The following is a 24,146-nucleotide window of genomic DNA, read 5'->3' on the forward strand; positions in this document are numbered from 1 at the left end:
AACTCCCGCGCGATGCTGGAGTTCACAGATGACGTTCTGCTCGACCGCTAAATCCTGCCTCAACCTGATCGGCGAAATGCTCTGCGCCATCGCCATCGTCGTAATCACAACACTCATGGTGACGGGGATCTTCGCCTGGATCGTGCTAATTATCCGCGCAGTTCGCCACGCTGCGCCCGTGTGCGCCAGTGCATAGGGTCGACCCTACATGAGGTATTGGTGTGTGCTTACGACGGACGCGCGTATGTCTCATACAACATCACTTTGCGATCGGCTAGGCTGAACTTCCGAGTCAAGGAGACCAGAATGAAACGCCGCCACTCGTCCCGCTCACCCCACCATCCTGCGTGCACTGGCCTGGGTTATGCGACCCGCGCCGATGTCGAGCACCTATCAAACCGGATTGATGACGTCTCGAAGCGCGTAGACGACGTATCGCAACGTGTCGACACCATGTCGGATCGTATTGATGCACGATTTGTCCGCATCGATGCAACGCTCACCACCGTGGTCGAATCGCTTGCACGGCTTGAGGAAAGGGTTTCGCAATGTGCGCCGCGGTCGTGGGTGCTCAACGGGATAGTTATTTTTCTGGTCGGCACGATCACCACGATGTGGTCAACGGTTCAACCATATGTGGCTCGCCTGCTGCAAACGACTCCGATCGCAGGTGCGTGACATCGGGCGGCGTCAACGCGAGAAAGGGCCCTTGAGGGCCCTTTCGTTTCGCACCTTTACCTGGCGAACGCGATTCAGACGTACTTTGTCGTATCCGGCACGCCAGCCTTGGCAAAACCTTCCGCGCGCAGGCGGCAGGCATCGCAATGGCCGCACGCCCGGCCCTGGGCATCCGCCTGGTAGCAGCTGACCGTTTCCGAGAAGTCGACGCCGAGGCGGACGCCCTCGGTCACGATGTCGCCCTTGCCCATCTGCATGAGCGGGGCGTGGATGCGGATGCCGGCGCCTTCGACGCCTGCCTTGGTCGCCACGTTGGCGAGCGTTTCGAAGGCTTCGATGAACGCCGGGCGGCAATCGGGGTAGCCGGAGTAATCCACGGCGTTCACGCCGCAGAAGATGTCGTTGGAACCGAGCACTTCGGCCCAGCCCAGCGCGATGGAAAGCATGATGGTGTTGCGCGCCGGCACGTAGGTCACCGGGATGCCTTCGCCACCCTCTTCCGGCACCTCGATATCAGCCGTGAGGGCCGAGCCGCCGATGGTGCGGAGGTCGACGTGAACGGTCTTGTGCGCCACGGCACCGAGCATCTTCGAGACGCGCTCCGACGCTTCCAGTTCAGAGCTATGCCGCTGGCCATAAGCCACGCTAAGCGCATACACGTCGAAGCCCTGTTCGCGGGCCATCGCGATCGTGACGGCGGAATCCATGCCGCCCGAAACGAGGATGACGGCCTTGCGGGGGGAGTTCGAAGCGTTCATGCGGGTACCTTGATCGGGAATCAGTGGCCCTGGGCGTCGTTCCACAGCAGCTTGTGCAGCTGGAGCTGGAAGCGCACGGGCAAGCGGTCGGCGAGGATCCATTCGGCGAGCTCGCGCGGCTCGACCTTGCCCCACACCGGAGAGAACAGGACCATGGCCTTGCTATCGAGGCCATGCTCGCGGACGACATCGCGCGACCATTCGAAATCGCCACGGCTTGCGATCACGAACTTGACCTGGTCGTGCGGGAGCAGGTGCTCGAGGTTCGACCACAGGTTGCGGGCGCTCTCGCCGGAATCCGGCGCCTTGAGGTCCATGACCTTGCGGACCCGCGGGTCGACCTGGGAGACATCGAGCGCGCCCGAGGTTTCCAGGGACACCTCGTGGCCGGCATCGCACAGCTTGCGCAGCAGGATGTGGCAGCGCTTCTGCGAGAGCGGCTCACCGCCCGTGACACAGACGTGCTTCGCGCCATGGCTGGCGACCTCGGCGACGATCGCGTCGATGTCGTGCCACTGGCCGCCGTGGAAGGAGTATTCGGTATCGCACCAAACGCAGCGCAGCGGGCAGCCGGTCAGGCGCACGAACACCGTGGGCCAGCCGATCGCATCGGCCTCGCCCTGCACGGAGTGGAATATCTCGGTGATCCGCAGGCGTTCCCGGACGGGAGCGGCCGGCGAAACATCCGCCGGAATTGCGGTGCTGCCGTTCATGGGATTAGTTGGCCGTCTGGCGCTGCAGGCGGCGCAGTCGTTCCTGTGCGAGGCCTGCGGCCTTGGTACCGGGATACTTCGCCGAGACCTGCTTCAGGGTCGCGATGGCCGCGTCCTGCTGCTTCAGTTCGATCTGGCAGTAGCCCACCTTGAGCAGGCCATCGGAGACCTTGTCGCTCTGCGGGTAATTCTTCACCAGGCGCTGGAACGCCTCGATCGCGACCTGGTAGTTCATGGTCACGTAGTACGACTCACCCAGCCAGTAATAGGCGTTGGGTGCAAGCGGGCTCTCCGGGTACTTCACGAGGAAGTCGCGGAAGCCGCGCGAGGCGGTGACGTAGTCGCCACCACGCAAGGATTTGAACGCGGCATCGTAGGCGGCCTGCTCGGCCGGCGATGCGGCGCCCGGGTTGTTGCCACCGGTGCTGGCAGCCGGCGCCGGTGCGGCGGCCTGCGGCTGCGCGCCTGCGGCGGGCGCGGGCTGCTGCGGTGCAGGGCCGGCAGCTGCGGCCGGCTGGCCGGCGGGTGCCCCACCCTTTTCGAGACGACCCAGCCGCGAATCGACATCCGCGTACTGCGCCTTCTGGGAATCCTGGAGTTGCTGGTTCTGGTGCTGCAGCTCTTCGATCTGCCCCTGGAGCTGGGCCACCTGTTGCTGCAGGTCGTTGACCTGGTTCACCAGCTGCGTCGTGCCCGAATTGGCCTGGTTCTGCTGCTCGAGCCGCGCGACGCGGTCGGCGAGGCTGAGGCGATCCTGAGCCGGGGCCACAGACGCAAAAAGCGTGGCGGACGCGATTGCGCCCGCCACGCCAAGCCTGGCCGTGAAACTTTTAGCCAGAGACTTCTTCATTACTTCGCGGTGTAGACGATCTCAACGCGACGGTTCTTGGCCCAGCAATCTTCGTTGTGCTCCTTGCACACCGGCTTTTCCTTGCCGTACGAGGTCACGTTGACCTGGCCAGCCGAACCACCAGCAGCCTGGAGGGCGCTGGAGACGGCATTGCCACGGCGCTCGCCGAGGCCCAGGTTGTACTCGCGGGTGCCGCGCTCGTCGGTGTTACCCTCGAGGGTCATGGCCGACTGCGGACGATCCTGCAGGTACTTGGCGTGGCAAGCGATGATCTGCTGGAATTCCGGCTTCACATCGTTCTTGTCGAAATCGAAGTACACAACGCGCTGACGCAGGCAGGCATCGGTATCGAGATCCGACGGCTGGTACTTGCCATCGTTGGTCGGGGCCGGCGCGGTGGCGACCGGCGCTTCGGCCGGCTGCTGGACGGGCTTGGTGTTCTTCTTCGAGCACGCGGCAGCGCCCACGCAGAGCAGGGCAGCCAGGGTGACGGTAACGGTCTTATTCATGGGACGTTCCTTCAACAGTTGAGTTCCGACAGTATTTTTACGGTTTCGGGACAGACACCGCCGGTTGTCCGGCTGTTTTTCTACTTGCATCCACGTAGACGGGGCGCTGTCCCGCACCCTACGCCTTCGCTCCGTCGGCCGCTTTATGGGCGATCGCCGGGTGTTCCTTCATTCTGTCGCCCGCAGGAAAGGCGCGGAACTAGCCGCGCCCTCCCGGGACGTTGTCGATGTCGCAGCCCTGACGGGCGCGCCATCAACGCTGTCGGTACGGTCCCCAGGACGGCTCGCGCACGTCACCATCCGCAAGGACGAGACGCTGGCGCACAAGGCCGTCCGCCGAAACCGCATACAGGACGCCACGCGTACCCTGCGATGCGGCATAGAGCAGCATGCTGGCGTTGGGTGCGAAGCTGGGCGAATCGTCCACGTTACCCGGGGAAACGAAGCGCACCTGCCCGCCCAGACTGCGGTCCATGATGGCGATACGATACACGTTCCCGTTGCCCTGCACCATCGCAATCTGCTTGCCATCGAAGCTGACCGAGGCGCTGGCGTTGAAGCCGCCCTGGAAAGTGATGCGCTGGGCGTTGCCGCCCGAGATCGAGGTCTGGTATAGCTGGGGCTTGCCCGAGCGATCGGAGGTGAAGATCAGGCTCTGGCCGTCCGGGGTGAAGGTCGGCTCGGTATCGATCGCGAAGTTGTTGGTGACCCGCGTTTCGGCGTGGCTGGCGACGTCGATGATAAAGATCTCCGGGTTACCCACGTAGGACAGGCTCACCGCGAGCTTGCTGCCGTCCGGCGACCAGGCCGGGGCGGAGTTGATGCCCTTGGGGTGCGAAGCGATGAGGCTACGCGAACCGGTGGAGATGTTCTGCACATACACGGCCGAATTGCCGCTTTCGAACGAAACGTAGGCCAGCTTGTTGCCGTCCGGCGACCACGCCGGCGAGAGCAGCGACTCGCGCGAGCGGGCCACGGTCTGCGGGTTGAAACCGTCGGAATCGGCCACGATCAGCGAATACGTGGTGTTGTTGCCGGTACCCACCGCCGTCACGTAGGCGATGCGGGTCCAGAAGGCGCCACGCACGCCGGTGATCTTTTCATAGATCTGGTCGGCGATCTGGTGGGCCACGCCGCGCAGGTCGCCGGTAGGCGCCGTGAACGACTGCGAGAGCAGGTTCTGCTGGCGGTTCACGTCCCACAACTCGTAATCCACCTTGACCATGCCGCCGCCCGCATCGCTGATGCGGCCCACGGTGATGAAATCCTGCTTGAGCAGGCGCCAGGTGGCGAACTTGATGTCCGAGCCCTGCGACGGGGTCTCGACGATATCGGCCTTGTCGAGCGAGCGGAACTTGCCCGAGCGGTTGAAATCGGCGCGGATCACGTCGGCCACGTCGGTAGGCAGGGGTGCCCCGCCCGCCTGGGCGAACGGCACGACCGCGATCGGGGTGGCCGTCTTCAGGCCGCCGACGATATCGACGTTGAGGGACTGGGCCGAGGCCGGGCCAGCCACGAGGGCGGCAAGAGCCACCAGGAGAAGGACAAAGCGGGGAAGCATTCTGCGCATGGGTGGGGTCATGGCCTGGGCTGGGGACGTCGACGGAATCTTAACGCGTGGGTCGCAAGTTGCGTGACCCGTTTCTGAACCGCCCCGCCCGGCGACCGGGCGAGGCGCGCTACATCATTGCGGCCTGAACGTGAAGGTGAGGTTTCGCTGGAACACGTCTTCGAAGCCCTGGTAGGGCAGCGGCTGCGAGCGCAGCACGGCGTTTTCGATCGAAGCCTTGCCCGCCGCGTCGTACGGACAGCTGGCATCCGCCTTCGCGCTCAGGACCTGGCCACCCGGAATCTGCACGATGTGCACCGTGCAGGGGGCGGCCGGCGTGTTGTCCGGGCGCAGCCAGTTCGGGGTCACCGTGTTCTGGATCGCCGCGATGTACAACGCCTGCTTGCTGTCGTCCTTGCCGTTCTGGCCGGTCTGGCGCTGATCCGCCGGCGGCAGGTCCGGCAGGCCGTCGTCCTTGGCGTTCGCCAGGTCCTTCAGCTGCTGCTCCGCCTGCTTCTTGCTGGAGTCAGCCTTCTTCGTCTGGGCCTTGGCCGCATCGAGCTGCTTGAAGATGTCGTCGATCTTCTTCTGCTGCTCTTTCTTCTTTTCTTCCTGCTGCGCATCGAGCTCGGCCTGGCGCTGCCGCTGCTTCTCTTCCTGCAGCTTCTTCTCGTCCTCGGCCTTCTGCAGGGCGTCGTCGACGATCTTCTGCTGATCCTTGATGTCAGGTTGCTTGGGCGGCGGCGGGAGCGTCGGCACCGGCACCTTCTCCTGGGGAGGAGTGGGCGCGGGCGTCACCGGCGGCGGCGGGGTCGTATCCGGGGTCGGCTTGACCTTGGTGGCCTTCGGCGGCGGCGAGCCGGTCGGCCCGATGATGGTGGCCTCGATGATCTGGCCCGGCAGCTGGATCGGCGCCGGGCAGCTCATCGGGTTCCATTCGCGGGGCACGCCAATGGCATCGGCCCACTTTTCGTAGTCCGTGCAGGGGATCACCGCGATGGCCAGGAAGGCCACGATGCCCAGGTGGAGGAGCGCGGCCAGGATGACCGCGCGAGGCGTACCGTTATGGTTTTCCATTCTGGGCCGACTGCGGCTGGCTCATCAGGCCGATCTTGGAAATACCGGCGGTCTGCAGGATCGGGAGGATCTGGTAGACCTTGCCGTAGCCCACGCGCTCGTCACCGGCCAGGAGCACCTGGATCTCCGGATTGGCATCGTGGAAGGCGGTGACCTTCTTCGTGAACTCCTCGACGCTGACCGGCTCGCGCTTGGTGCCGTTGGCGGTCAGGTAAATCTGGCCCTGCTCGTCGACGGAGACGACGATCGGGTCTTTCTTGTCCTGGAGCGACTTGGCGTTGGTCTGCGGGAGCTGGATATCCACGCCGAGGTTCATCATGGGCGTGGTGACCATGAAGATGATCAGCAGCACGAGCATCACGTCGATGTACGGGACGACGTTGATCTCGGATTTCAGCTTCCGCTTGTGCCGGCGGTAGACGTTGCGCGTGGCCATGGCGGCGGGCTCAGGCGACGTCGTCGGCGTGGATCTGGCGCTGCAGCACCGAGGAGAATTCCTCCTGGAAAACCTCGTAACGCGATGCGACGCGCTCGACGCGGGTGGCGAAGCGGTTGTACGCCCACACGGCCGGGATCGCGGCGAACAGGCCCATGGCCGTGGCGATCAGGGCTTCGGAGATGTGCGGCGCGACCACCGAAATGGTCACGTCCTTCATTTCGCCCAGGCCCTGGAAGGCGCCCATGATGCCCCACACCGTACCGAACAGGCCGATGTACGGGCTGATCGAACCGACGTTGGCCAGGAATTCCAGGTTCTGCTCGAGCTTGCCGATCTCGCGGGTGCCGGCCACGCGCATGGCGCGCTCGGTGCCTTCCATGATGCGGTCGGCATCGCTCACCCGGCGCTGGCGCTGGCGGGCGAACTCGCGGAAGCCCGCTTCGAAGATGTTCTCGATGCCGTGCTTGCCGTCGCGGTTACCCACTTCGCGGAACAGGGCGGCCAGGTCGGCGCCGGACCAGAAGCGATCCTCGAACGTCTCGGCGTTGGTATGGGCTTCTTTCAGCTGCGTGTACTTGCGGATGATGATCACCCACGACAGGAACGAGAAGACCAGCAACAGCAGCATGACCAGCTGCACGGGCAGGCTGGCTTCCGTCACCAGCTTGAAAATATTGAGTCCACCGTTCATCGCTTGAAGGCTCTCCGCCGGGTATCTATAGGCTTGGTATTAAAGGAATTCTGGGCGGAACAGATCCGCGGGGATCTGGGCCGGGCGCATCGCGTCGAGGTTCACGCAGGCCACGCGCACCTGCGCGCGCAACAGCGTGGTATCCCCCCGCACGATCTCCTGACCGAACAGCATACTTGCTGAACGCCGTTCTTTGACGGCCAGGGTCACCAGGAGTTCATCATCCAGACGGGCCGGGCGCAGGAAATCCAGGGTCATGTCGCGGACGACGAAGCCCAGGCCGGTCGCCTCGCGCAGGCCGACCTGGTCGATCCCCTGGGCCCGCAGCCACTCGGAGCGGCAACGCTCCATGAAGCGGACGTAGTTGGCGTGGTAGACCACCCCGCCCGCGTCCGTGTCCTCCCAGTAGATGCGGACAGGCCACGAAAACTGGCTCATGGGGCGTCCTGGAACAGGTCCGGGGTGCCGGACTGCCGGGGCGGCGGGTTCAGGCCCAGGTGGCGCCAGGCCTTGGCCGAAGCCATGCGGCCGCGGGCCGTGCGGATCAGGTAGCCCTGCTGGATCAGGTAGGGCTCGACCACGTCCTCGAGCGTGCCGCGGTCCTCGCTGAGGGCGGCGGCGAGCGATTCGACGCCGACCGGGCCACCATCGAAACTCTCGATGATCGTGCCCAGCAGGCGGCGATCGAGGTCATCGAAGCCCTCGGCGTCCACCTTGAGCATGTCGGTCGCGGCGCGGGCAAGCGCGTGGGTGATCCGGCCGTCGCCACGCACCTCGGCGAAATCGCGGACGCGGCGCAGGAGGCGGTTGGCGATACGCGGGGTGCCGCGCGAGCGCCGGGCGATCTCCGTCGCGCCTTCCACGTCGCAATCGATGCCAAAGATCTTCGCCGCGCGGCGGACGATCGCGGTCAGCTCATCGACGCTGTAGAACTCCAGGCGCTGGATGATGCCGAAACGATCGCGCAGCGGGCCGGTGAGCAGGCCGGCGCGCGTGGTCGCCCCGATCAGGGTGAAGGGTGGCAGGTCGAGCTTGATCGAGCGGGCCGCGGGGCCTTCGCCGATCATGATGTCGATCTGGAAGTCTTCCATCGCCGGGTAGAGCACTTCCTCGACCACCGGCGAGAGGCGGTGGATCTCGTCGACGAACAGGACATCGTTCGCCTCGAGGTTGGTCAGCAGCGCGGCGAGGTCGCCGGCGCGTTCCAGCACGGGTCCCGAGGTGGAGCGGACATTCACGCCCAGCTCGTTGGCGATGACGTGCGAAAGCGTGGTCTTGCCCAGGCCGGGCGGCCCGAAGATCAGAACGTGGTCGAGCGCACCACCGCGGCGGCGGGCCGCCTCGATATAGATGGCCATCTGCTCACGCACCGTCTGCTGGCCGAGGTACTCGGCAAGGCGCTTGGGACGGATGCTGGCCTCCAGCGCCTCGTCATCCATGGCGGCGGCGGAAGAGATGATGCGGTGCTCGGACATGCCCGCATTATGGCATGGGCGGCGGGCCGGCTAGATCTCGACCTGCGCACCCAGTTCGATGAGCCGGTTGCCCGGGATCTGGAAGAACGCCGTGGCCGGGAGCGCATTCCTGGCGAGGAACGCGAACAACTTGTCGCGCCACAACGCCATGCCCGGCCGGCGCACGTCGGCGACGATGGTTTCGCGCGACAGGAAGAACGTCGTATCCATCATGTCGAAATCGAGGCCCTGCGTACTGGCGCGGGATAGCGATTGCGGGATGTTCGGATCCTCGGCGAAGCCATAGCGCAGCTGCAGGCCATAGAAGCCGTTGCCGTACTCGATGACCTCCATCCGCTCTTCGTAATCCGCGACCGGCGTCTCAAGCATTTCCACGGTGAGCAGCACGTTGCGTTCGTGCAGCACCTTGTTGTGCTTGAGGTTATGCAGCATGGCGTGCGGCACGCTGTTCTGGTTGGCGGTAAGGAACACGGCCGTGCCCGGCACGATCAGCGGCGGGTGGTCGGCGATATTGGCCACGAAGGGCTCGAGCGCCAGGCCGCTTTGCTTGATCTCGCGCACCACCAGGTCCCTGCCCCGCCGCCAGGTCGTCATCATGGTGAAGATCACGACGCCGAGGACCAGCGGGAACCAGCCACCGTGGGCGATCTTCAGCGCGTTGGCGCCGAAGAAGGAGAGATCGGTGATCAGGAAGATGACGCCGACGGTGATGACCGCCGACCAGTGCCAGTTCCAGCGGCGCTTGGCCACGACCAGCGCCAGTAGCGTGGTCATCGTCATGGTGCCGGTCACGGCGATGCCGTAGGCGGCGCCCAGGTTGTTCGAGGAGCGGAAGCCGAGCACCGCCAGGAACACCAGCACCAGCAGCAGGCGGTTGATCCAGGGCACGAAGATCTGCCCGGACATCTCGCGCGAGGTGTGCACCACGGCCATGCGCGGCGAGTAACCCAGCGACATCGCCTCGCGGGTCATCGAGAAGGCACCCGAGATCACCGCCTGCGAGGCGATCACCGCGGCCGCGGTCGACAGGGCGACCATCGGGTACAGGAGGTTCTCCGGCACCAGCTTGTAGAACGGGTTTTCGATCGCGGTCTGGTCGTGCAGCAGCAGCGCGCCCTGGCCGAAGTAGTTGATGAGCAGCGCCGGCAGGACGAAGAAGAACCAGGCGAAACGGATCGGCTTCTTGCCGAAGTGGCCCATGTCCGCGTACAGCGCCTCACCACCGGTAAGCGCCAGCACCACGCCGCCCAATGCGATGAAGGCCTGCTTGCCGTGCTCCATGAAGAACGACACGGCGTACTTCGGGTTCAGCGCCCAGAGCACCTGCGGGTGCTGCAGGATCTGGTGCATGCCGAGGATCGCGAGCACGATGAACCACGCCACCATCACCGGCGCGAAGGCCTTGCCGACCAGGTCGGTACCGTGGCGCTGGATCGCGAAGAGCACGAACAGGATGACCAGGCAGATCGGCAGGACGTAGGTGTCCAGTTCGGGCGCGGCCACTTCCAGGCCTTCGACCGCCGAGAGTACGGACATGGCCGGCGTGATCACGCCATCGCCGTAAAACAGCGATGCACCGAAGATACCGATCGCCGCGAGCACCCAGCGGGCGCGCGGCGATCCCGCGACACTGCGCTGGGCCAGGGCCATGAGCGCCATGATGCCGCCCTCGCCCTTGTTGTCCGCACGCATCACGAAGGTGACGTACTTGAGCGAGATCACCATCAGCAGCGACCAGAAGATGAGCGAGAGCACGCCCAGCACCGCCAGGGGCTGCGGGGTCATCCCGTGCGTGCCCAGGGTTTCCTTCATGGTGTACAGCGGGCTCGTACCGATGTCGCCGAACACGACGCCGATGGCGCCAAGTGCCAGCTTCGCCAGCTTCTTGCCGTGGGCGTTGCGTAATTCTTCTGCGTGGGACAGGCCCATGATCAGCTTCCCAGCGCGGCGCGCAGCGCCTTGCGGATGATGGCTTCGGCGGTATCGCCTTCGGCGGCCACCTTGCTGACGAGGCGCGTGGCCTCGGGCGGCTTGTAGCCGAGTTGTTGCAGGGCCACCGTGGCCTCGCCCACCGGATCGACCGGTGCGGCGACGCCGCCGTTGGCCGCGGGCAGGCGCACGCCGGTGGCGTCAACGCGGTCGCGCAGCTCCACCACCATCCGCTCGGCGGTCTTCTTGCCGATGCCCGGGATCTTGGTAAGCGCGACCACGTCGCCCGCATGGACCAGGCGGGAAAGTTCTTCCGTCGAGACGCCGGAGAGCACGGCCAGCGCGATCTTCGCGCCGATGCCGCTGACCTTCAGCAGGTTGCGGAACATGGCCCGCTCGGTCTCGCGGAGGAAACCGTAGAGCGACACGCCATCCTCGCGCACGGCGTAGTGGATGAGCAGGGTCACTTCCTTGCCGGTCGCCGGCAGGTCGTAGATGGTCGACATGGGTGCATCGACGTCATAGCCCACGCCCCCGCCAACCTCGACGAGGAGCGACGGCGGCTGCTTGCTCACCAGGATTCCGCGAAGGCGGCCGATCATCGCCGACGTCTCCAAGCCGTGCGCGGGATACCCACGCGTTCAATACTGGAACGGGTGTGCGCATGGGCAATCGCGATCGCCAGCGCGTCGGCCGCGTCCGCCTGCAGCGGACCTTTCAGGCCGAGGATCATCCCGATCATGTGCTGTACCTGGGCCTTGTCGGCGCGGCCGGTGCCGACCACCGCCTGCTTGACCTCGGTCGCTGCATATTCGTGCACGACGATTCCCTGGCTGACCACGGCACACACGGCCGCGCCACGCGCCTGGCCCAGCTTCAGGGCCGAATCGGCGTTGCGCGCCATGAAGACACGCTCGATCGCGGCTTCCGCCGGACCGTGCGCGCCGATGATGACGCAAAGTTCGTCAAAGATGCGTTTCAGGCGCAGCGGGAAGGTCGCCTCCCCGCCGATGACCAGGGCGCCATGCCATACGTGGGCCAGCGCGCCATTGTCGGCCACGTCGATGATCCCGACGCCCGTGCGCTGGCTGCCCGGGTCGATGCCGAGGATGCGTGTCATGGCGACGAAACGATGCGGTGCGGTGCGCGCAAGGCCCGTGGGCCTTACTCGTCGTCCGCTTCCTGCGGCAGCACCGCGTTGTGGTAGACCTCATCCACGTCGTCAAGGCTATCCAGGCGCGCGAGCAGCTTCTGGAACTGCTCCAGCGCCTCGCCGGTCGGCGTGACCAGCGGGCCGTTGGGGCGCATGACCACGTCCGAACCATCGACCTCGAAGCCCGCGGCGGCGAGCGCCTTGCGCATGGCTTCCACGGCGATCGGGTCGGCGGCGAGCAGCACGGTGCCCACGCCATCGGCGATCACGATGTCTTCGGCGTTGTTTTCGATCGCGGCCTCTTCCAGCTTCGCTTCCACGTCGGCGTCGCCGCCGGTGTGGATGACGACCTGGCCCACGCGGGTGAACTGGAACGCCACCGAGTTGCTGGTGCCCATGTTGCCGCCGAGCTTGGTCAGCGCCGCGCGCACGTCGGCCACGGTACGTGTCTGGTTGTCGGTGACGCAGTCGATGATCAGTGCCGTACCCGCCGGGCCGTAGCCTTCGTAGCGGATCTCGTGCATGTCGGCGCCGCCATCGGCACCCGAGCCGCGCTTGATCGCGCGCTCGATGGTGTCCTTGGTCATGTTGGCAGCCAGGGCCTTGTCGACAGCCGCGCGCAGGCGCGGGTTGCCGTTGGGGTCAGGCACGCCGCCACGGGTGGCGATGGTGATTTCGCGGATCAGCTTGGTGAACACCTTGGCGCGCTTGGCGTCTTCGGCGTTCTTGCGACCTTCGATGGACGGGCCTCTACCCATGTGTATTTCCTGGCGCTACCGGATGGACAGGGGCGCGATTCTACACGAGCGGTGTATCGAAGCGGCCTTCGCGCAGGAAAAAGGCGGCCTGGCGGGCTACATCGGCGGAAATGAGCATGCCCGTGTGGCTGGTCTCGAGGATGCAGTGGGCGGTCAGGCCCGGAAGTCGGGTCTCCTCCACGCCGACGGATCCATCGTGCTGGTCGCCCACGTCGCCCACCAGCGAGCCGAGGCCCACCTGCTGGCGGCCGGCGATCATGCCGACCTCACGCTGGCCATCCCAGTGGTCGAGGCCGTGCGCCAATAGTTCGCGCGAGCGGCCGAGCAGGACATCCCCGCCCCAGTGGTGGGTGAGACCGCGCGCGGCGCCGCTGCCATTGAGGGGTGAGCCCAGGCAGACGATGCGGCCGCCCGGCTCGTCGAGGTCACGGCAGGCCAGCAGGGCAAGGATGCCGCCCAGGCTATGTCCCACCACGTGGACCGGCCCCGGCGCGAGGCCGCGGATGCGCTTGCGCAACCGGGCGATCGCCTGCTCCGGCGGGGCCACCACGCTCATGTACTCGAACTGGTGGACCCGGAAGCCTTCCTCGCGCAGCCGCCGGTTGAGCATGGCCATGGCGAATCCCTTCATCCACAGGCCGTGGAGCAGGATGACGTCGGTGGGCACGGCATTCATCGGCTAGCCACGGCTTCGGGTCAGGACTTCAACGGCTCCGCGGCATCGACGCGGACGTGCAGTTCCTTCAGCTGCGGGGCCGAGACCAGCGACGGGGCGTCGGTCATCAGGTCCTGCGCGCTGGTGGTCTTGGGGAACGCGATGACGTCGCGGATCGACTCGGTGCCGGCCATGATGGCCGCGATGCGGTCGATGCCGAAGGCCAGGCCACCGTGGGGCGGCGCGCCCATGCGCAGCGCCTTGAGCAGGAAGCCGAACTTGGCCTCGGCTTCTTCCGCGCCAATGCCGAGCAGCTCGAACACGGCGCTCTGCATTTCCGGGCGGTGGATACGGATGGAGCCGCCACCGATCTCGCTGCCGTTGAGGACCATGTCGTAGCCACGGCTCAGCGCCACGGCCGCGTTGGCACGCAGGTCGGCGATGTCATCGATGTTCGGCGCGGTGAACGGGTGGTGCAGCGCGACGAAGCGCTTCTCTTCCTCGTCGTACTCGAACATCGGGAAGTCGGTGACCCACAGCGGCTTCCAGCTGTCCTCGACCAGGCCGCGGTCGCGGCCCAGCTTCAGGCGCAGGGCGCCCATGAAATCGGTCACGACCTTCCAGCCGCCGGCGCCGAAGAACACGATGTCGCCGTTGGCGGCACCGGTCAGCTCGAGCACCTTGTTGAGCGCGGCGTCGTCGAGGAACTTGGCCACCGGCGAGTTGATGCCTTCGCGGCCCTTGGCCAGGTCATCGACCTTCAGCCAGGCCAGGCCCTTCGCGCCGTAACGGCTGGCGTACTCGGTCAGGCCATCGATGTCCTTGCGCGACAGGTCGGCGGCGCCCGGGACACGCAGCGCGGCCACGCGGCCGTTCGGGTCGTTGGCGGGGTCGGCGAACACCTTGAACTCGACGTGCTTCACCGCCTCGGCGATGTCGGTGAGTTCGAGGGCGATGCGCAGGTCGGGCTTGTCCGAACCGAAGCGGCGCATGGCTTCGGCGTAGGTCATGCGTGGGAACGTGGCATCGAGCTCGACGCCGCGCACCTGGCGGAACACGTGGCGGATCATGTTCTCGACGAAGCCCTGCACGTCACGCTCTTCGACGAACGCGAACTCCAGGTCGAGCTGGGTGAATTCCGGCTGGCGGTCCGCGCGCAGGTCTTCATCGCGGAAGCAGCGGGCGATCTGGTAGTAGCGGTCGAAGCCCGCCATCATCAGGATCTGCTTGAACAGCTGCGGCGACTGCGGCAGCGCGTAGAACTGGCCCGGGTGCACGCGGCTGGGCACCAGGTAGTCACGCGCGCCTTCCGGCGTGGCCTTGGTCAGGATCGGGGTTTCGATGTCCTGGAAACCGGCGGTATCCAGGTAGCGGCGCAGCTCGCGGACCAGCGCGGTGCGCGTACGCATCATCTTCTGCATCTCGGGGCGGCGCAGGTCGAGGTAGCGGTAGGTCATCCGCATGTCCTCGTTCGGATTCTCGTGCAGCGCGAACGGCAGGTCGCGCGCGGCATTGAGGATCACGACCTTGTCGGCCAGCAGTTCGACCGTGCCGGTCTTCAGCTTGTCGTTCACCGACAGGCGCTTGCGGACCTGGCCCGTGACTTTGACCACGTACTCGTAGCCCAGCTCGCCGGCCACGGCGAAGGCATCGGCGTTTTCGCGCTCGATCACGACCTGGGCGATGCCCTCATGGTCGCGCAGGTCGACGAAGGCCACGTGGCTCTGCAGGCGCAGGGTGTTGACCCAGCCACACAGGGTGACTTCCTGGCCGACCAGGGACTCGTCGATGAGGCCGCAAAAATGGGTGCGCATGCGCTTGGGGCTCCGCGGTGCAATGCAAAAGAAAAGACCCCGGATCGTACCACGACCCGAGGTCTTCTTTAGGCCTATCAACCCTTACCGCCCGATATCGAACTTGCCGCGGCAACCCCGGTCGGCCCAGATGCCATCCCGGGTAAAGCCGTAGCTGTAGCCCTCGCGGCAATCGGTCTTCGAGAGCTGTTCGACCAGGCGCGCGCCCCGGCCGATCGGCAAGCGGCAGAACACCCGCTTATTGTCCTTGGACTCGCAGTCGAAGAGCTGGCCACCACCGCCGTAGCCCGGCCGGCCATCGCCATAACCCGGCCGGCCATCACCCCAGCCCGGGCGGCCACCGCCACCCCAGCCACCGGCTTCCTGGAAGATGCCGCGGCATCCATCATCGACCCAGAGGCCGCCGCGATCCATGTCCCAGGTACGGCCGCGGATGCAGGCCGTCTTCGAGTCCTGGCGGATCAGCCGTGCATCCCGCCAGGGCACCCGGCAGTACGAGCGCTTGCCGTTATCGCTGTAGCAATTGACCGTATCGCCGCCACGCTGAGCGTGGGCGGGCGCCGGAGCCATGAAAAAGCCCGCGCCAAGCACGAGCATCGCAACCATTCCAAGCAGGCGTTTCACGGCCGGTATGTCCTTTCGATCGAGGTGTCGCAAAAACTATCGGAAGGATCCGCAACGCTGATTGAACGGATCGCAGGAAATCGTTGCCATCCCGCCAAGCCCTTATGGGAGGGCGCGTGTGGGAGCGCGCTTGCGCGCGATTTCACCCGCTGAAGCACGCCTTGGGGCGACGCCCCGCGCGATCTCCGTCAATCAGTCGCCAGCCTTACCACTCGAAGCCGGCGCCGCTGCCGGTGCAGGCGCTGGAGCAGGCGCAGCAGCCGCCGGCGTGGCAGCAGGCCCACCCGACGAGCCCTCCACCAGGTTCTTCTTCTTGTCACCGTCTTTCTTGAAGTCGGTCTCGTACCAGCCGCCGCCCGCCAGGCGGAACTGCGGCGCGCTCAGCATGCGGCCCACCCGCGGCTCGCCGCAGTTCGGGCAGGTCTCCGGATCGGGATCCGACATCTTCTGCAGGCGGTCGAAGCGGTGGCCACAGGCCTGGCACTGGAATTCGTAGATGGGCATAGCGGGGTCCGGGGTGTTCTAGCCGGTCATTATCAAGGAGTTGGGGCTATCGCGCGCAAGCGCGCTCCCACAAGGGGCATGTCACACCCCCTGTGGGAGCGCGCTTGCGCGCGATGTTTTTTCACCCAGCAGAGAACCGCAGGTGGTTGCCGTCCGAATCGACCCGGACGGTCTGCCCAGGCGAGAACTCGCCGCGCAGGATCGCCTGGGCCAGCGGGTTCTCGAGCTGCTGCTGGATCGCCCGCTTCAGCGGCCGCGCGCCATACACCGGATCGAAACCGGCGCTGCCGAGCAGGTCCAGCGCCGCGTCGCTCAGTTCGAAGCCGAGCTGGCGTTCGGCCAGGCGCTTCGACAGGTAGTTCAGCTGGATACGCGCGATGGAGCGGATCTGCTTCTTGTCGAGCGGGCGGAACACCACGAGGTCGTCGAGGCGGTTGATGAACTCCGGACGGAAGTGCGCCTGCACCACGCCCAGCACCGAGGCCTTCATCTGCAGGTAATCCGCTTCGCTATCGCCCGCTTGTTCCTGGATGAGGTTCGAGCCCAGGTTCGAGGTCATGACGATGACGGTGTTGCGGAAATCGACGGTGCGGCCCTGGCCATCGGTCAGGCGGCCGTCGTCGAGCACCTGCAGCAGGATGTTGAACACATCCGGATGCGCCTTCTCCACTTCATCGAGCAGGATCACGCTGTACGGCCGGCGGCGGACCGCTTCCGTGAGGTAACCGCCCTCTTCGTAACCGACATAACCCGGGGGCGCGCCGACCAGGCGGCTCACGGAATGCTTCTCCATGAACTCGCTCATGTCGATGCGAACCATGGCGTCCTGCGTATCGAACAGGAAATCCGCCAGCGCCTTGCACAGCTCCGTCTTGCCCACGCCCGTCGGGCCGAGGAACAGGAACGAACCATACGGACGGTTCGGATCCGACAGGCCCGCACGCGCGCGGCGGATCGCATCCGACACGGCGCGCACCGCCTCATCCTGGCCGACCACCCGCGCATGCAGCGCGTCTTCCATGTGCAGCAGCTTCTCGCGCTCGCCTTCCAGCATTTTCGACACCGGGATGCCGGTCCAGCGCGCGACGACTTCGGCGATCTCCTCGGCGGTGACGCGATCCTGCAACAGCGTGAAATCCTGCCGCTCGGCCTTCTGCGCATCGGCCAGCTGCGTCTCCAGCGCGGGCAGGCGTCCGTACTGGATCTCGCTCATCTTCGCGAAATCCTGGCGGCGCTGTGCGGCTTCCAGTTCCAGGCGCGCAGCCTCGATCTGTTCCTTGATCTTCGTGGCGCCCTGCAGGGTGGCCTTCTCCGACTTCCACACTTCGTTGAGGTCGGAGAACTCACGGTCGAGCTTCTCGATATCGGCCTCGAGCGTGGCCAGGCGCTGCTTCGATTCGTCGTCCTGCTCTTTCTTCAGCATCTCGCGCTGGATCTTGAGCTGGATGAGGCGACGCTCCAGGCGGTCGAGTTCTTCCGGCTTGGAATCGATCTCCATGCGGATGCGCGATGCCGCCTCGTCCATAAGGTCGATGGCCTTGTCGGGCAACTGGCGATCCGGGATGTAGCGCGACGACAGCGTGGCCGCGGCGACGATCGCCGGGTCGGTGATCTCCACGCCGTGGTGCACGGCATAGCGCTCCTTCAGGCCACGCAGGATCGCGATCGTGTCTTCGACACTCGGCTCACCCACGAACACCTTCTGGAAGCGGCGCTCGAGCGCGGCATCCTTCTCGACGTACTTGCGGTACTCATCGAGCGTGGTGGCACCGATGCAGTGCAGCTCGCCGCGTGCGAGCGCGGGCTTGAGCATGTTGCCTGCATCCATCGCGCCATCGGCCTTGCCGGCACCGACCATCGTGTGCAGCTCGTCGATGAACAGGATGACCCGGCCTTCCTGCTTGGAAAGGTCGTTGAGCACGCCCTTCAGGCGCTCTTCGAATTCGCCACGGAACTTGGCGCCCGCGATCAGCGCGCCCATGTCGAGCGACAGCACGCGCTTGTCGCGCAGACCCTCGGGCACTTCGCCGTTCACGATGCGCTGGGCCAGGCCTTCGACGATGGCGGTCTTGCCCACGCCAGGCTCGCCGATCAGCACCGGGTTGTTCTTGGTGCGACGCTGCAGGACCTGGATCGTGCGGCGGATTTCCTCGTCGCGGCCGATCACCGGATCGAGCTTGCCGCTTTCGGCACGCTCGGTGAGGTCGATCGTGTACTTTTCCAGCGCCTGGCGCTGCTCCTCGGCGTTTTCCGACTGCACTTTCTCGCCGCCGCGCAGCTTGTCGATGGCGGCTTCGAGCCGTTCCTTCGTGGCGCCAGCGCCCTTCAGGGCGCCGCCCAGTTCGCCGCGATCGTCCAGCGCCGCCAGCACGAACAGTTCGCTGGCGATGAACTGGTCGCCGCGCTGCTGGGCCAGCTTGTCGGTGAGGTTCAGCACGCGGGTCAGGTCGTTGCCGGCGCTGATGTTGCCTTCCTGGCCGCTGACGCGCGGCAGGCGGTCGACCATTTCAGCCACGCGCTGGCGCAGCGCGGGCACGTTCACCTGCGCCTGCGTGAGCAGCGGCCCGGTCGAGCCACCCTGCTGGTCGAGCAGCGCCAGCATGACGTGGGCGGGTTCAAGGATATTGTTGTCGCGGCCGACGGCCAGCGACTGCGCGTCGGCCAGCGCCTGCTGGAAACGCGACGTGAGTTTGTCCATTCGCATCGATGGTTTCTCCCAAAGGTTCTGGCGTGCCCCGGGCCCTCCCCGCAGCCGCCTCTGGTGTCACAGATGCGGGTGAGATCATGCGCCTTCAACAGTTCACTGGCCGTGTTCGTCGCCGTTTTTTTACTTAATCGCGGGCATGCTCGGGCGACCCCAGCCCGAATGGAGCCGCCGTGACCGAACGCCACAGCCCCCTGCCCCCGCCACCGGCCGAGCGCGTCGATGACCGCTCGGCGCTGTTCCTCGATGCCGACGGCACCCTGCTGGCCTTTGCCGACGACCCGGAGGCCGTGGCGCTCGCCCCGGGCCTCCTTGAGACGCTCGATGCGCTGCACGAAGCCCTCGGCGGCGCGCTGGCGCTGGTCAGCGGGCGGCCCATCGACGGCCTGGACCGGATTTTCGGGCGCCCCGGCTGGGCCGCCGCCGGCCAGCACGGCCTGGAGCGGCGCCGCGCCGACGGCACGCTGGTCATCCTCCCGGTCGATGCCGGCGAGCTCCTGCACCTTCGCGAGGCGGTGCACACCGCGGCGAAGGCCCTGCCCGGGCTGCGGGTCGAGGACAAGAGCTGGTCGGTGGCGCTGCACTGGCGCGAGCGGCCGGAGCACGGGCCGGCGGTGGAGCGGCTGGCCCCAGCCATCGCCGCCGCCTTCCCCTCGTTCGAACTGCAGCCGGGCAACCATGTCTGCGAGTTCAAGCCGCGCGGCATGGATAAGGGCGTGGCGGTCGAAGCCTTCCTTGGCGAAGCCCCGTTCCAGGGCCGGTCGCCCGTATACCTCGGCGACGACCTCACGGATGAGCACGCCTTCGCGGTCGTGAACGCACGGGGCGGCATGTCGGTACGCGTTGGTGCAAGAACACCGTCACAAGCGGCGTTCACATTGTCTAGCCCGGCGGATGTCCATGCTTGGCTGGATAAAGTGAAATCCACTTTGACAAACGGAGCCGCAAGCAGACGATGAGCCGACTGGTCGTCATTTCGAACCGCGTGGCGCTGCCCAAGCAGACGCAAACCGGCGGCCTCGCGTCAGCCATGAACGCGGCGCTGCAGGAGATGGGAGGGTTGTGGTTCGGCTGGAGCGGAAATATCGCGGCCGAGACCGGCAAGGAGCTGCACGAGGTGGAAGAAGGCAACATCGCCTACGCCACCATCGATATGTCCAAGGCCGACCACGACGATTACTACAGTGGATTCGCCAACCGCGCGCTCTGGCCGCTGTTCCATTACCGCGGCGACCTCGTGGATTACCGCCGCGACCACCTGGACGGCTACCTCCGGGTGAACCGCATCTTCGCGAAGCGCGTGGCGAAGCTGCTGAAGAAGGACGATATCGTCTGGGTGCACGATTACCACCTGATCCCGCTGGCGGCGATGCTGCGCGAGCTGGGCGTGGAAAATCGCATCGGCTTCTTCCTGCACACCCCACTGCCGGCCGCGGGCCTGCTCATTACCCTGCCCCGCCACCGGGAGCTGCTGGAATCGCTGGCGTCCTACGACCTGGTCGGCCTGCATACGCAGCGCGACCTGCGTGCGCTGGAGGACTATTTCCTCCATGAGCTGGGCGCCGCCATGCGCACCGGTGGTCGCATCCGCGCGGCCAACGGCCGGATCTTCCGCGCCGGCGTGTTCCCGATCAGCATCGATACGGCCGAGGCGGTAGAGCTCGCCCACCGCGCCGAAGACAGCGGCGCGGTATCCAAGCTGAAGGCATCCATCGACGACCGCGCACTGATCATCGGCGTGGACCGTCTCGACTATTCCAAGGGCCTGCCGGAGCGCTTCGAGGGCTTCGCGCGCCTGCTCCGCGATCACAAGGACATGCGCGGGCGGGTTTCGCTGCTGCAGATCGCCCCGCCCTCGCGTTCGGACGTGCCGGAATATCGCTCACTCCGACGCGAGCTCGAGCGCAGTGCGGGCCATATCAACGGCCAGTACGCCGAGCCGGACTGGGCGCCGATCCGCTACGTGAACAAATCCTTCGGCCACAAGGTGCTGGCGGGCTATTTCCGCGTGGCGAAGGTGGGCCTGGTGACGCCACTCCGCGATGGCATGAACCTGGTGGCCAAGGAATACGTGGCCTGCCAGGACCCGCAGGACCCGGGTGTGCTGGTGCTGTCGCGCTTTGCCGGCGCCGCGCAGGAGCTGGATGCGGCGCTGCTGGTGAACCCGTCGGACCTGGACGAGGTCTCCGAGGCGCTGAAGCGGGCGCTGGAGATGCCGCTGAAGGAACGGCGGATGCGCTGGCAATCGATGATGGACGTGCTCGAACGCAACGACATCACCCACTGGCGGAACCTGTTCCTCCACGCGCTGATGGAGCCGCCAAGGGTGAAGCCGGAGATTTACGTGCCCTCGCCGATGACGGCTCCCTGATACAGGGCCCCGCCCTTTCGCGGAGCGATCGCTCGCAAGCTCGCTCCCACAAGGGCATCAGCCCTTAGCGTCGTATTCCGCGAGCTTGTGGGAGCGCGCTTGCGCGCGATGCCTGCGAAGCGCGGGCGCAGCTACCTGGTCCAGATCAGACTGGCAAACCGCCCGCTCTGCGCCCCATCCCGCCGGTAGGAATACAGCCGGTGGTCGGTGAAGGTGTCGAAGCCGCCGCCACTGACCCGGGTGACCCCGGCGGCCGCCAGGCGGCGCCGGGCCAGGACGTACAGGTCGCAGAGCCAATGGCCAGGCCGCGTAGCGGTGAAGGCTTCAGCCGCTCCTGCGTCATGGCTGACAAACGCCTCGCGGACCTCATCGCCCACTTCATACGACCCGCCACCGATGGCGGGCCCCAGCCAGGCCTGGACGCCTTCGGCACCCATGGCTTTCACGGTGTTCTCGAGCACGCCGGCCGCCAGCCCACGCCAGCCGGCATGGGCTGCTCCAATGGTCTGCCCATCGGCCGAGACGAACAGCACCGGCAGGCAATCGGCGGTGAGGATGGCCAGCACCTGGCCCGGACCGCGGGCCACGGCGGCATCCGCCACCGGCTCCTCACCTTCGGCCGCGTCCCCTTCCGCCACGTCGGTGCCGTGCACCTGGCGTAGCCACAGCGGCGCCGCCGGCAGGCCCAGGGCCGTCACCAGCGAGGCGCGGTTGGCGGCCACGGCGCCGAGGTCATCCCCCGAGCGCAGGCCCAGGTTCAACCGGCCATAGGGCCCGGCAGACACGCCGGGGCCCTGCCGGGTCGATACCGCGGCCCCGATGCCGTCCGGCGCGGCCCAGTCCGGGCGGATCCAGGCGTCATCCATCCCGCTCAGTCCTCGATCGGGTTGATCGCCGTATCGGCGCGCAGGGCCTCGATCAGTGCATCCTGATCGGGTGGGCGCGGCGATTCGAAGGCGAGGTATTCACCCGTGATCGGGTGCTCGAACGCCAGCTTCTCGGCGTGCAGGGCCTGGCGGCGGAAGCCGCGCAGCGCATCGATCAGCTCCTGGCTGGCGCCGCGCGGCAGGCGCAGGCCGTTGCCATAAAGCTGGTCGCCGACCAGCGGATGGCCGATATGGGCCATGTGCACGCGGATCTGGTGGGTGCGCCCCGTCTCGAGCTGGCACTGCAGCACGCTATGGGCGCGGAAACGCTCGCGGACGCGGTAATGCGTGATCGCGGCCTTGCCACCCTGTTCCTCGTCGCGGATGCCCTGCTTCAGCCGGTCATGCTGGTGGCGGCCAATGGCCTCGTCCACCGTGCCGCCCGCCACCATGGTGCCCAGCACCACGGCCTCGTACTGGCGGTGCACGTCGTGCCGGGAAAGCATGGCCACCAGCGCCGTCTGGGCGGCGATGGTCTTGGCCACGACCATCAGGCCCGAGGTGTCCTTGTCCAGGCGGTGGACGATACCGGCGCGGGGCAGCTGGGCCAGCGCGGGCAGCCTGTGCAGCAGCGCGTTGAGCATCGTCCCAGCCGGATTGCCGGCGCCAGGGTGCACCACCAGGCCCACCGGCTTGTCGATCACCATGAGGTCGTCGTCTTCATAGACGACGTTCAGGGCGATGTCCTCGGGCTGGGCATCGCCCACCTCGACAGCCAGCTCGGCCTCCAGGACCACCGTCTCGCCGCCCTTCAGCAGGGTGCGCGGCGCCGCGGGGGCCCCGTCCAGCAACACCTTGCCCTCCTTGACCCACGCCGTGAGGCGGGATCGGGAGTAATCGGGGAACATCTCGGCCAAAGACTGGTCGAAACGCCGTCCTGCGGCCGTCAGCGGCACAGTGGCCTCGTGTCGTAACGTCGTCATACCGCTCCGCCCGGCCCGGGGCCGGTTTCAGCTATCATGCCCATTCGCTCAAGCATCCGAACTCTCTCAATGCGTGCAACCAAGATCACCATTCTGCTCGTCCTCGTCATGTCGATGAGCGCCTGCTCGATGTTCCGCAGCAAGAAGGAGACGATCGACACCATGCCGATCGACCGCCTCTACGCGAACGCACACGACTCGCTGGAGCATGCCGACTATGCCGCGGCGGAGAAGGCCTACCAGCGCCTCATCGCGCGCTTCCCGTCCGGCGATATCAACGAACAGAGCCAGATCGAGCTGGCCTACGCGCAGTACAAGGACAACAAGCCGGATGACGCGTACTCGACGATCAACCGCTTCATCAAGACGTTTCCGACCCACAAGCATGCAGATTATGCCTATTACCTGCGCGGTCTGATCAATTTTGATCGCACCGGCGGCTTCCTGGAGCGTTATTTCCAGAAGGGCGACAACACCGGGGCCACCCGCCGCGACCAGGGCTTCAACCTGACGGCGTTCGACGATTTCAGCCAGCTGACCCGTCGTTACCCGAACAGCGCCTACGCCACGGATGCCCGCCAGCGCATGATTTACCTACGTAACCAGCTGGCCCGCTTCGAAATCAACGTCGCCGAGTACTACCTGCGGACCAAGTCGTACATCGCCTCGGCCGACCGCGCCCAGTACGTGGTCGAGCACTACCAGCAGTCGCCGGAAACGGCCGACGCCCTGGCGATCCTGACCCGCAGCTACCTGGCCCTGGACCGCAAGCCGCTGGCCGACCAGTCCCGCTCGGTGCTGGCCCTGAATTACCCGGACCACCCGTACCTCACGGACCCGAACTGGCCGCACCACCCGTCGATCTGGCGCAAGGCCATCCCGTTCTCGGGACACCACTAAGAAAAAGCCGGCGCAAGCCGGCTTTTTTTTCGCCTGCGCCAGGGTCGAGGGACTGTGGGAGCGGGGGTGGGGGGGGGGGGGGGGGTGGGGGGGGCCCCACCCCCGCCCCCCCCCCCCCCCCACGGGGGGGGGGGGGGGGTGGGGCG

26 protein-coding genes are annotated in these 24,146 nt (G+C 66.3%); 5 read left to right on the forward strand and 21 right to left on the reverse strand.

Annotated elements, in window-relative coordinates:
* The first annotated feature begins 28 nt into the window (after positions 1 to 28).
* Together ACZ6YI_RS02495 and ACZ6YI_RS02500 are read left to right on the forward strand one after the other, a co-directional pair.
* Positions 29 to 196 carry a hypothetical protein gene (locus tag ACZ6YI_RS02495; RefSeq protein WP_465777272.1) on the forward strand — a complete coding sequence of 56 codons (168 nt, stop codon included), beginning with the start codon at positions 29 to 31 and terminating at the stop codon, positions 194 to 196.
* 110 nt (positions 197 to 306) lie between these two features.
* Positions 307 to 678, forward strand: coding sequence for a hypothetical protein (locus ACZ6YI_RS02500; RefSeq protein ID WP_465777273.1), 372 nt, complete (start codon positions 307 to 309; stop codon positions 676 to 678).
* Between the two features lie 74 nt (positions 679 to 752).
* On the opposite strand, the gene queC is transcribed toward ACZ6YI_RS02500, so the two are convergent.
* The 19 genes from queC to clpB all read right to left on the reverse strand — a co-directional run bounded on the left by queC (position 753) and on the right by clpB (position 18,880).
* A complete protein-coding gene (gene queC, locus ACZ6YI_RS02505) occupies positions 753 to 1,436 on the reverse strand; it encodes a 7-cyano-7-deazaguanine synthase QueC (protein ID WP_465777274.1) in 684 nt (227 codons plus the stop codon).
* Positions 1,437 to 1,456: 20 nt separating this feature from the next.
* Positions 1,457 to 2,149 carry a 7-carboxy-7-deazaguanine synthase QueE gene (gene queE, locus ACZ6YI_RS02510; protein WP_465777275.1) on the reverse strand — a complete coding sequence of 231 codons (693 nt, stop codon included), beginning with the start codon at positions 2,147 to 2,149 and terminating at the stop codon, positions 1,457 to 1,459.
* 4 nt (positions 2,150 to 2,153) lie between these two features.
* Complete coding sequence (gene ybgF, locus ACZ6YI_RS02515) at positions 2,154 to 2,999, reverse strand: tol-pal system protein YbgF (RefSeq protein ID WP_465777276.1); 846 nt, start codon at positions 2,997 to 2,999, stop codon at positions 2,154 to 2,156.
* Entirely contained in the window at positions 2,999 to 3,508 is a 510-nt protein-coding gene (gene pal, locus ACZ6YI_RS02520) for a peptidoglycan-associated lipoprotein Pal (RefSeq protein ID WP_440327628.1), read from the reverse strand. Before pal ends, ybgF begins: the two co-directional genes overlap by 1 nt.
* A gap of 253 nt (positions 3,509 to 3,761) precedes the next feature.
* Positions 3,762 to 5,078, reverse strand: a complete 1,317-nt coding sequence (gene tolB, locus ACZ6YI_RS02525; RefSeq protein ID WP_465777277.1) for a Tol-Pal system beta propeller repeat protein TolB — start codon at positions 5,076 to 5,078, stop codon at positions 3,762 to 3,764.
* Between the two features lie 114 nt (positions 5,079 to 5,192).
* Complete coding sequence (locus ACZ6YI_RS02530; RefSeq protein ID WP_465777278.1) at positions 5,193 to 6,134, reverse strand: cell envelope integrity TolA family protein; 942 nt, start codon at positions 6,132 to 6,134, stop codon at positions 5,193 to 5,195.
* Positions 6,121 to 6,570, reverse strand: coding sequence for a protein TolR (gene tolR / locus ACZ6YI_RS02535; RefSeq protein ID WP_440327631.1), 450 nt, complete (start codon positions 6,568 to 6,570; stop codon positions 6,121 to 6,123). Before tolR ends, ACZ6YI_RS02530 begins: the two co-directional genes overlap by 14 nt.
* Before the next feature lie 10 nt (positions 6,571 to 6,580).
* Positions 6,581 to 7,264, reverse strand: a complete 684-nt coding sequence (gene tolQ, locus ACZ6YI_RS02540; RefSeq protein WP_440327632.1) for a protein TolQ — start codon at positions 7,262 to 7,264, stop codon at positions 6,581 to 6,583.
* Positions 7,265 to 7,303: 39 nt separating this feature from the next.
* Positions 7,304 to 7,702 carry a tol-pal system-associated acyl-CoA thioesterase gene (ybgC, locus tag ACZ6YI_RS02545; RefSeq protein WP_440327633.1) on the reverse strand — a complete coding sequence of 133 codons (399 nt, stop codon included), beginning with the start codon at positions 7,700 to 7,702 and terminating at the stop codon, positions 7,304 to 7,306.
* Complete coding sequence (gene ruvB, locus ACZ6YI_RS02550) at positions 7,699 to 8,739, reverse strand: Holliday junction branch migration DNA helicase RuvB (RefSeq protein ID WP_465777279.1); 1,041 nt, start codon at positions 8,737 to 8,739, stop codon at positions 7,699 to 7,701. The genes ybgC and ruvB overlap by 4 nt, the downstream gene beginning before the upstream one ends.
* Before the next feature lie 30 nt (positions 8,740 to 8,769).
* Positions 8,770 to 10,662 carry a potassium transporter Kup gene (locus tag ACZ6YI_RS02555; RefSeq protein ID WP_465777376.1) on the reverse strand — a complete coding sequence of 631 codons (1,893 nt, stop codon included), beginning with the start codon at positions 10,660 to 10,662 and terminating at the stop codon, positions 8,770 to 8,772.
* An 8-nt stretch (positions 10,663 to 10,670) separates the two neighbouring features.
* The gene (gene ruvA, locus ACZ6YI_RS02560) at positions 10,671 to 11,270 is read right to left on the reverse strand and encodes a Holliday junction branch migration protein RuvA (RefSeq protein WP_440327635.1); all 600 of its coding nucleotides are present in this window, start codon (positions 11,268 to 11,270) and stop codon (positions 10,671 to 10,673) included.
* Positions 11,267 to 11,788 (reverse strand): crossover junction endodeoxyribonuclease RuvC, encoded by a 522-nt coding sequence (gene ruvC / locus ACZ6YI_RS02565; protein ID WP_465777280.1) that lies wholly within the window; start codon positions 11,786 to 11,788, stop codon positions 11,267 to 11,269. Before ruvC ends, ruvA begins: the two co-directional genes overlap by 4 nt.
* A gap of 44 nt (positions 11,789 to 11,832) precedes the next feature.
* Entirely contained in the window at positions 11,833 to 12,579 is a 747-nt protein-coding gene (locus ACZ6YI_RS02570) for a YebC/PmpR family DNA-binding transcriptional regulator (protein ID WP_440327637.1), read from the reverse strand.
* A gap of 40 nt (positions 12,580 to 12,619) precedes the next feature.
* Complete coding sequence (locus ACZ6YI_RS02575) at positions 12,620 to 13,255, reverse strand: esterase/lipase family protein (protein WP_465777281.1); 636 nt, start codon at positions 13,253 to 13,255, stop codon at positions 12,620 to 12,622.
* A 20-nt stretch (positions 13,256 to 13,275) separates the two neighbouring features.
* Positions 13,276 to 15,048 (reverse strand): aspartate--tRNA ligase, encoded by a 1,773-nt coding sequence (gene aspS / locus ACZ6YI_RS02580; RefSeq protein ID WP_465777282.1) that lies wholly within the window; start codon positions 15,046 to 15,048, stop codon positions 13,276 to 13,278.
* A gap of 84 nt (positions 15,049 to 15,132) precedes the next feature.
* Positions 15,133 to 15,672 (reverse strand): DUF3011 domain-containing protein, encoded by a 540-nt coding sequence (locus ACZ6YI_RS02585; RefSeq protein ID WP_465777283.1) that lies wholly within the window; start codon positions 15,670 to 15,672, stop codon positions 15,133 to 15,135.
* 192 nt (positions 15,673 to 15,864) lie between these two features.
* On the reverse strand, positions 15,865 to 16,176 hold the full coding sequence (locus ACZ6YI_RS02590) for an FmdB family zinc ribbon protein (protein WP_465777284.1): 312 nt from the start codon (positions 16,174 to 16,176) through the stop codon (positions 15,865 to 15,867).
* A gap of 121 nt (positions 16,177 to 16,297) precedes the next feature.
* Positions 16,298 to 18,880, reverse strand: a complete 2,583-nt coding sequence (clpB, locus tag ACZ6YI_RS02595; protein ID WP_465777285.1) for an ATP-dependent chaperone ClpB — start codon at positions 18,878 to 18,880, stop codon at positions 16,298 to 16,300.
* Between the two features lie 173 nt (positions 18,881 to 19,053).
* Here clpB and otsB point away from each other — a divergent pair, with 173 nt between their 5' ends.
* Both otsB and otsA read left to right on the forward strand, forming a co-directional pair.
* Positions 19,054 to 19,839, forward strand: coding sequence for a trehalose-phosphatase (gene otsB / locus ACZ6YI_RS02600; protein ID WP_465777286.1), 786 nt, complete (start codon positions 19,054 to 19,056; stop codon positions 19,837 to 19,839).
* Positions 19,836 to 21,251: an alpha,alpha-trehalose-phosphate synthase (UDP-forming) gene (otsA, locus tag ACZ6YI_RS02605; RefSeq protein ID WP_440327644.1), complete on the forward strand. Its 1,416-nt coding sequence runs from the start codon at positions 19,836 to 19,838 to the stop codon at positions 21,249 to 21,251. Before otsB ends, otsA begins: the two co-directional genes overlap by 4 nt.
* A 131-nt stretch (positions 21,252 to 21,382) precedes the next feature.
* Here otsA and pgeF read toward each other — a convergent pair whose 3' ends face one another.
* On the reverse strand, positions 21,383 to 22,117 hold the full coding sequence (gene pgeF / locus ACZ6YI_RS02610; RefSeq protein ID WP_465777287.1) for a peptidoglycan editing factor PgeF: 735 nt from the start codon (positions 22,115 to 22,117) through the stop codon (positions 21,383 to 21,385).
* Positions 22,118 to 22,122: 5 nt separating this feature from the next.
* Complete coding sequence (rluD, locus tag ACZ6YI_RS02615) at positions 22,123 to 23,100, reverse strand: 23S rRNA pseudouridine(1911/1915/1917) synthase RluD (RefSeq protein ID WP_465777288.1); 978 nt, start codon at positions 23,098 to 23,100, stop codon at positions 22,123 to 22,125.
* 69 nt (positions 23,101 to 23,169) lie between these two features.
* On the opposite strand from rluD, the gene ACZ6YI_RS02620 reads away from it, so the two are divergent.
* Positions 23,170 to 24,000 carry an outer membrane protein assembly factor BamD gene (locus ACZ6YI_RS02620; protein WP_440327647.1) on the forward strand — a complete coding sequence of 277 codons (831 nt, stop codon included), beginning with the start codon at positions 23,170 to 23,172 and terminating at the stop codon, positions 23,998 to 24,000.
* The last annotated feature ends 146 nt before the right edge of the window (positions 24,001 to 24,146 follow it).

Source organism: Luteibacter sp. NPDC104163 (genome assembly GCF_055584245.1).

Excerpts from the sequence above, each read along its gene's own strand:
- ruvB (WP_465777279.1), bottom strand. The coding sequence starts at position 8,739 with ATGTCCGAGCACCGCATCATCTCTTCCGCCGCCGCCATGGATGACGAG.
- ACZ6YI_RS02530 (WP_465777278.1), bottom strand. The coding sequence starts at position 6,134 with ATGGAAAACCATAACGGTACGCCTCGCGCGGTCATCCTGGCCGCGCTC.
- ruvC (WP_465777280.1), bottom strand. The coding sequence starts at position 11,788 with ATGACACGCATCCTCGGCATCGACCCGGGCAGCCAGCGCACGGGCGTC.
- pgeF (WP_465777287.1), bottom strand. The coding sequence starts at position 22,117 with ATGGATGACGCCTGGATCCGCCCGGACTGGGCCGCGCCGGACGGCATC.
- tolR (WP_440327631.1), bottom strand. The coding sequence starts at position 6,570 with ATGGCCACGCGCAACGTCTACCGCCGGCACAAGCGGAAGCTGAAATCC.
- rluD (WP_465777288.1), bottom strand. The coding sequence starts at position 23,100 with ATGACGACGTTACGACACGAGGCCACTGTGCCGCTGACGGCCGCAGGA.
- tolQ (WP_440327632.1), bottom strand. The coding sequence starts at position 7,264 with ATGAACGGTGGACTCAATATTTTCAAGCTGGTGACGGAAGCCAGCCTG.
- ACZ6YI_RS02570 (WP_440327637.1), bottom strand. The coding sequence starts at position 12,579 with ATGGGTAGAGGCCCGTCCATCGAAGGTCGCAAGAACGCCGAAGACGCC.
- ACZ6YI_RS02495 (WP_465777272.1), top strand. The coding sequence starts at position 29 with ATGACGTTCTGCTCGACCGCTAAATCCTGCCTCAACCTGATCGGCGAA.
- ybgC (WP_440327633.1), bottom strand. The coding sequence starts at position 7,702 with ATGAGCCAGTTTTCGTGGCCTGTCCGCATCTACTGGGAGGACACGGAC.
- aspS (WP_465777282.1), bottom strand. The coding sequence starts at position 15,048 with ATGCGCACCCATTTTTGCGGCCTCATCGACGAGTCCCTGGTCGGCCAG.
- ACZ6YI_RS02590 (WP_465777284.1), bottom strand. The coding sequence starts at position 16,176 with ATGCCCATCTACGAATTCCAGTGCCAGGCCTGTGGCCACCGCTTCGAC.
- clpB (WP_465777285.1), bottom strand. The coding sequence starts at position 18,880 with ATGCGAATGGACAAACTCACGTCGCGTTTCCAGCAGGCGCTGGCCGAC.
- ruvA (WP_440327635.1), bottom strand. The coding sequence starts at position 11,270 with ATGATCGGCCGCCTTCGCGGAATCCTGGTGAGCAAGCAGCCGCCGTCG.
- ybgF (WP_465777276.1), bottom strand. The coding sequence starts at position 2,999 with ATGAAGAAGTCTCTGGCTAAAAGTTTCACGGCCAGGCTTGGCGTGGCG.
- ACZ6YI_RS02620 (WP_440327647.1), top strand. The coding sequence starts at position 23,170 with ATGCGTGCAACCAAGATCACCATTCTGCTCGTCCTCGTCATGTCGATG.
- queE (WP_465777275.1), bottom strand. The coding sequence starts at position 2,149 with ATGAACGGCAGCACCGCAATTCCGGCGGATGTTTCGCCGGCCGCTCCC.
- pal (WP_440327628.1), bottom strand. The coding sequence starts at position 3,508 with ATGAATAAGACCGTTACCGTCACCCTGGCTGCCCTGCTCTGCGTGGGC.
- queC (WP_465777274.1), bottom strand. The coding sequence starts at position 1,436 with ATGAACGCTTCGAACTCCCCCCGCAAGGCCGTCATCCTCGTTTCGGGC.
- ACZ6YI_RS02575 (WP_465777281.1), bottom strand. The coding sequence starts at position 13,255 with ATGAATGCCGTGCCCACCGACGTCATCCTGCTCCACGGCCTGTGGATG.
- otsA (WP_440327644.1), top strand. The coding sequence starts at position 19,836 with ATGAGCCGACTGGTCGTCATTTCGAACCGCGTGGCGCTGCCCAAGCAG.
- tolB (WP_465777277.1), bottom strand. The coding sequence starts at position 5,078 with ATGCGCAGAATGCTTCCCCGCTTTGTCCTTCTCCTGGTGGCTCTTGCC.
- ACZ6YI_RS02500 (WP_465777273.1), top strand. The coding sequence starts at position 307 with ATGAAACGCCGCCACTCGTCCCGCTCACCCCACCATCCTGCGTGCACT.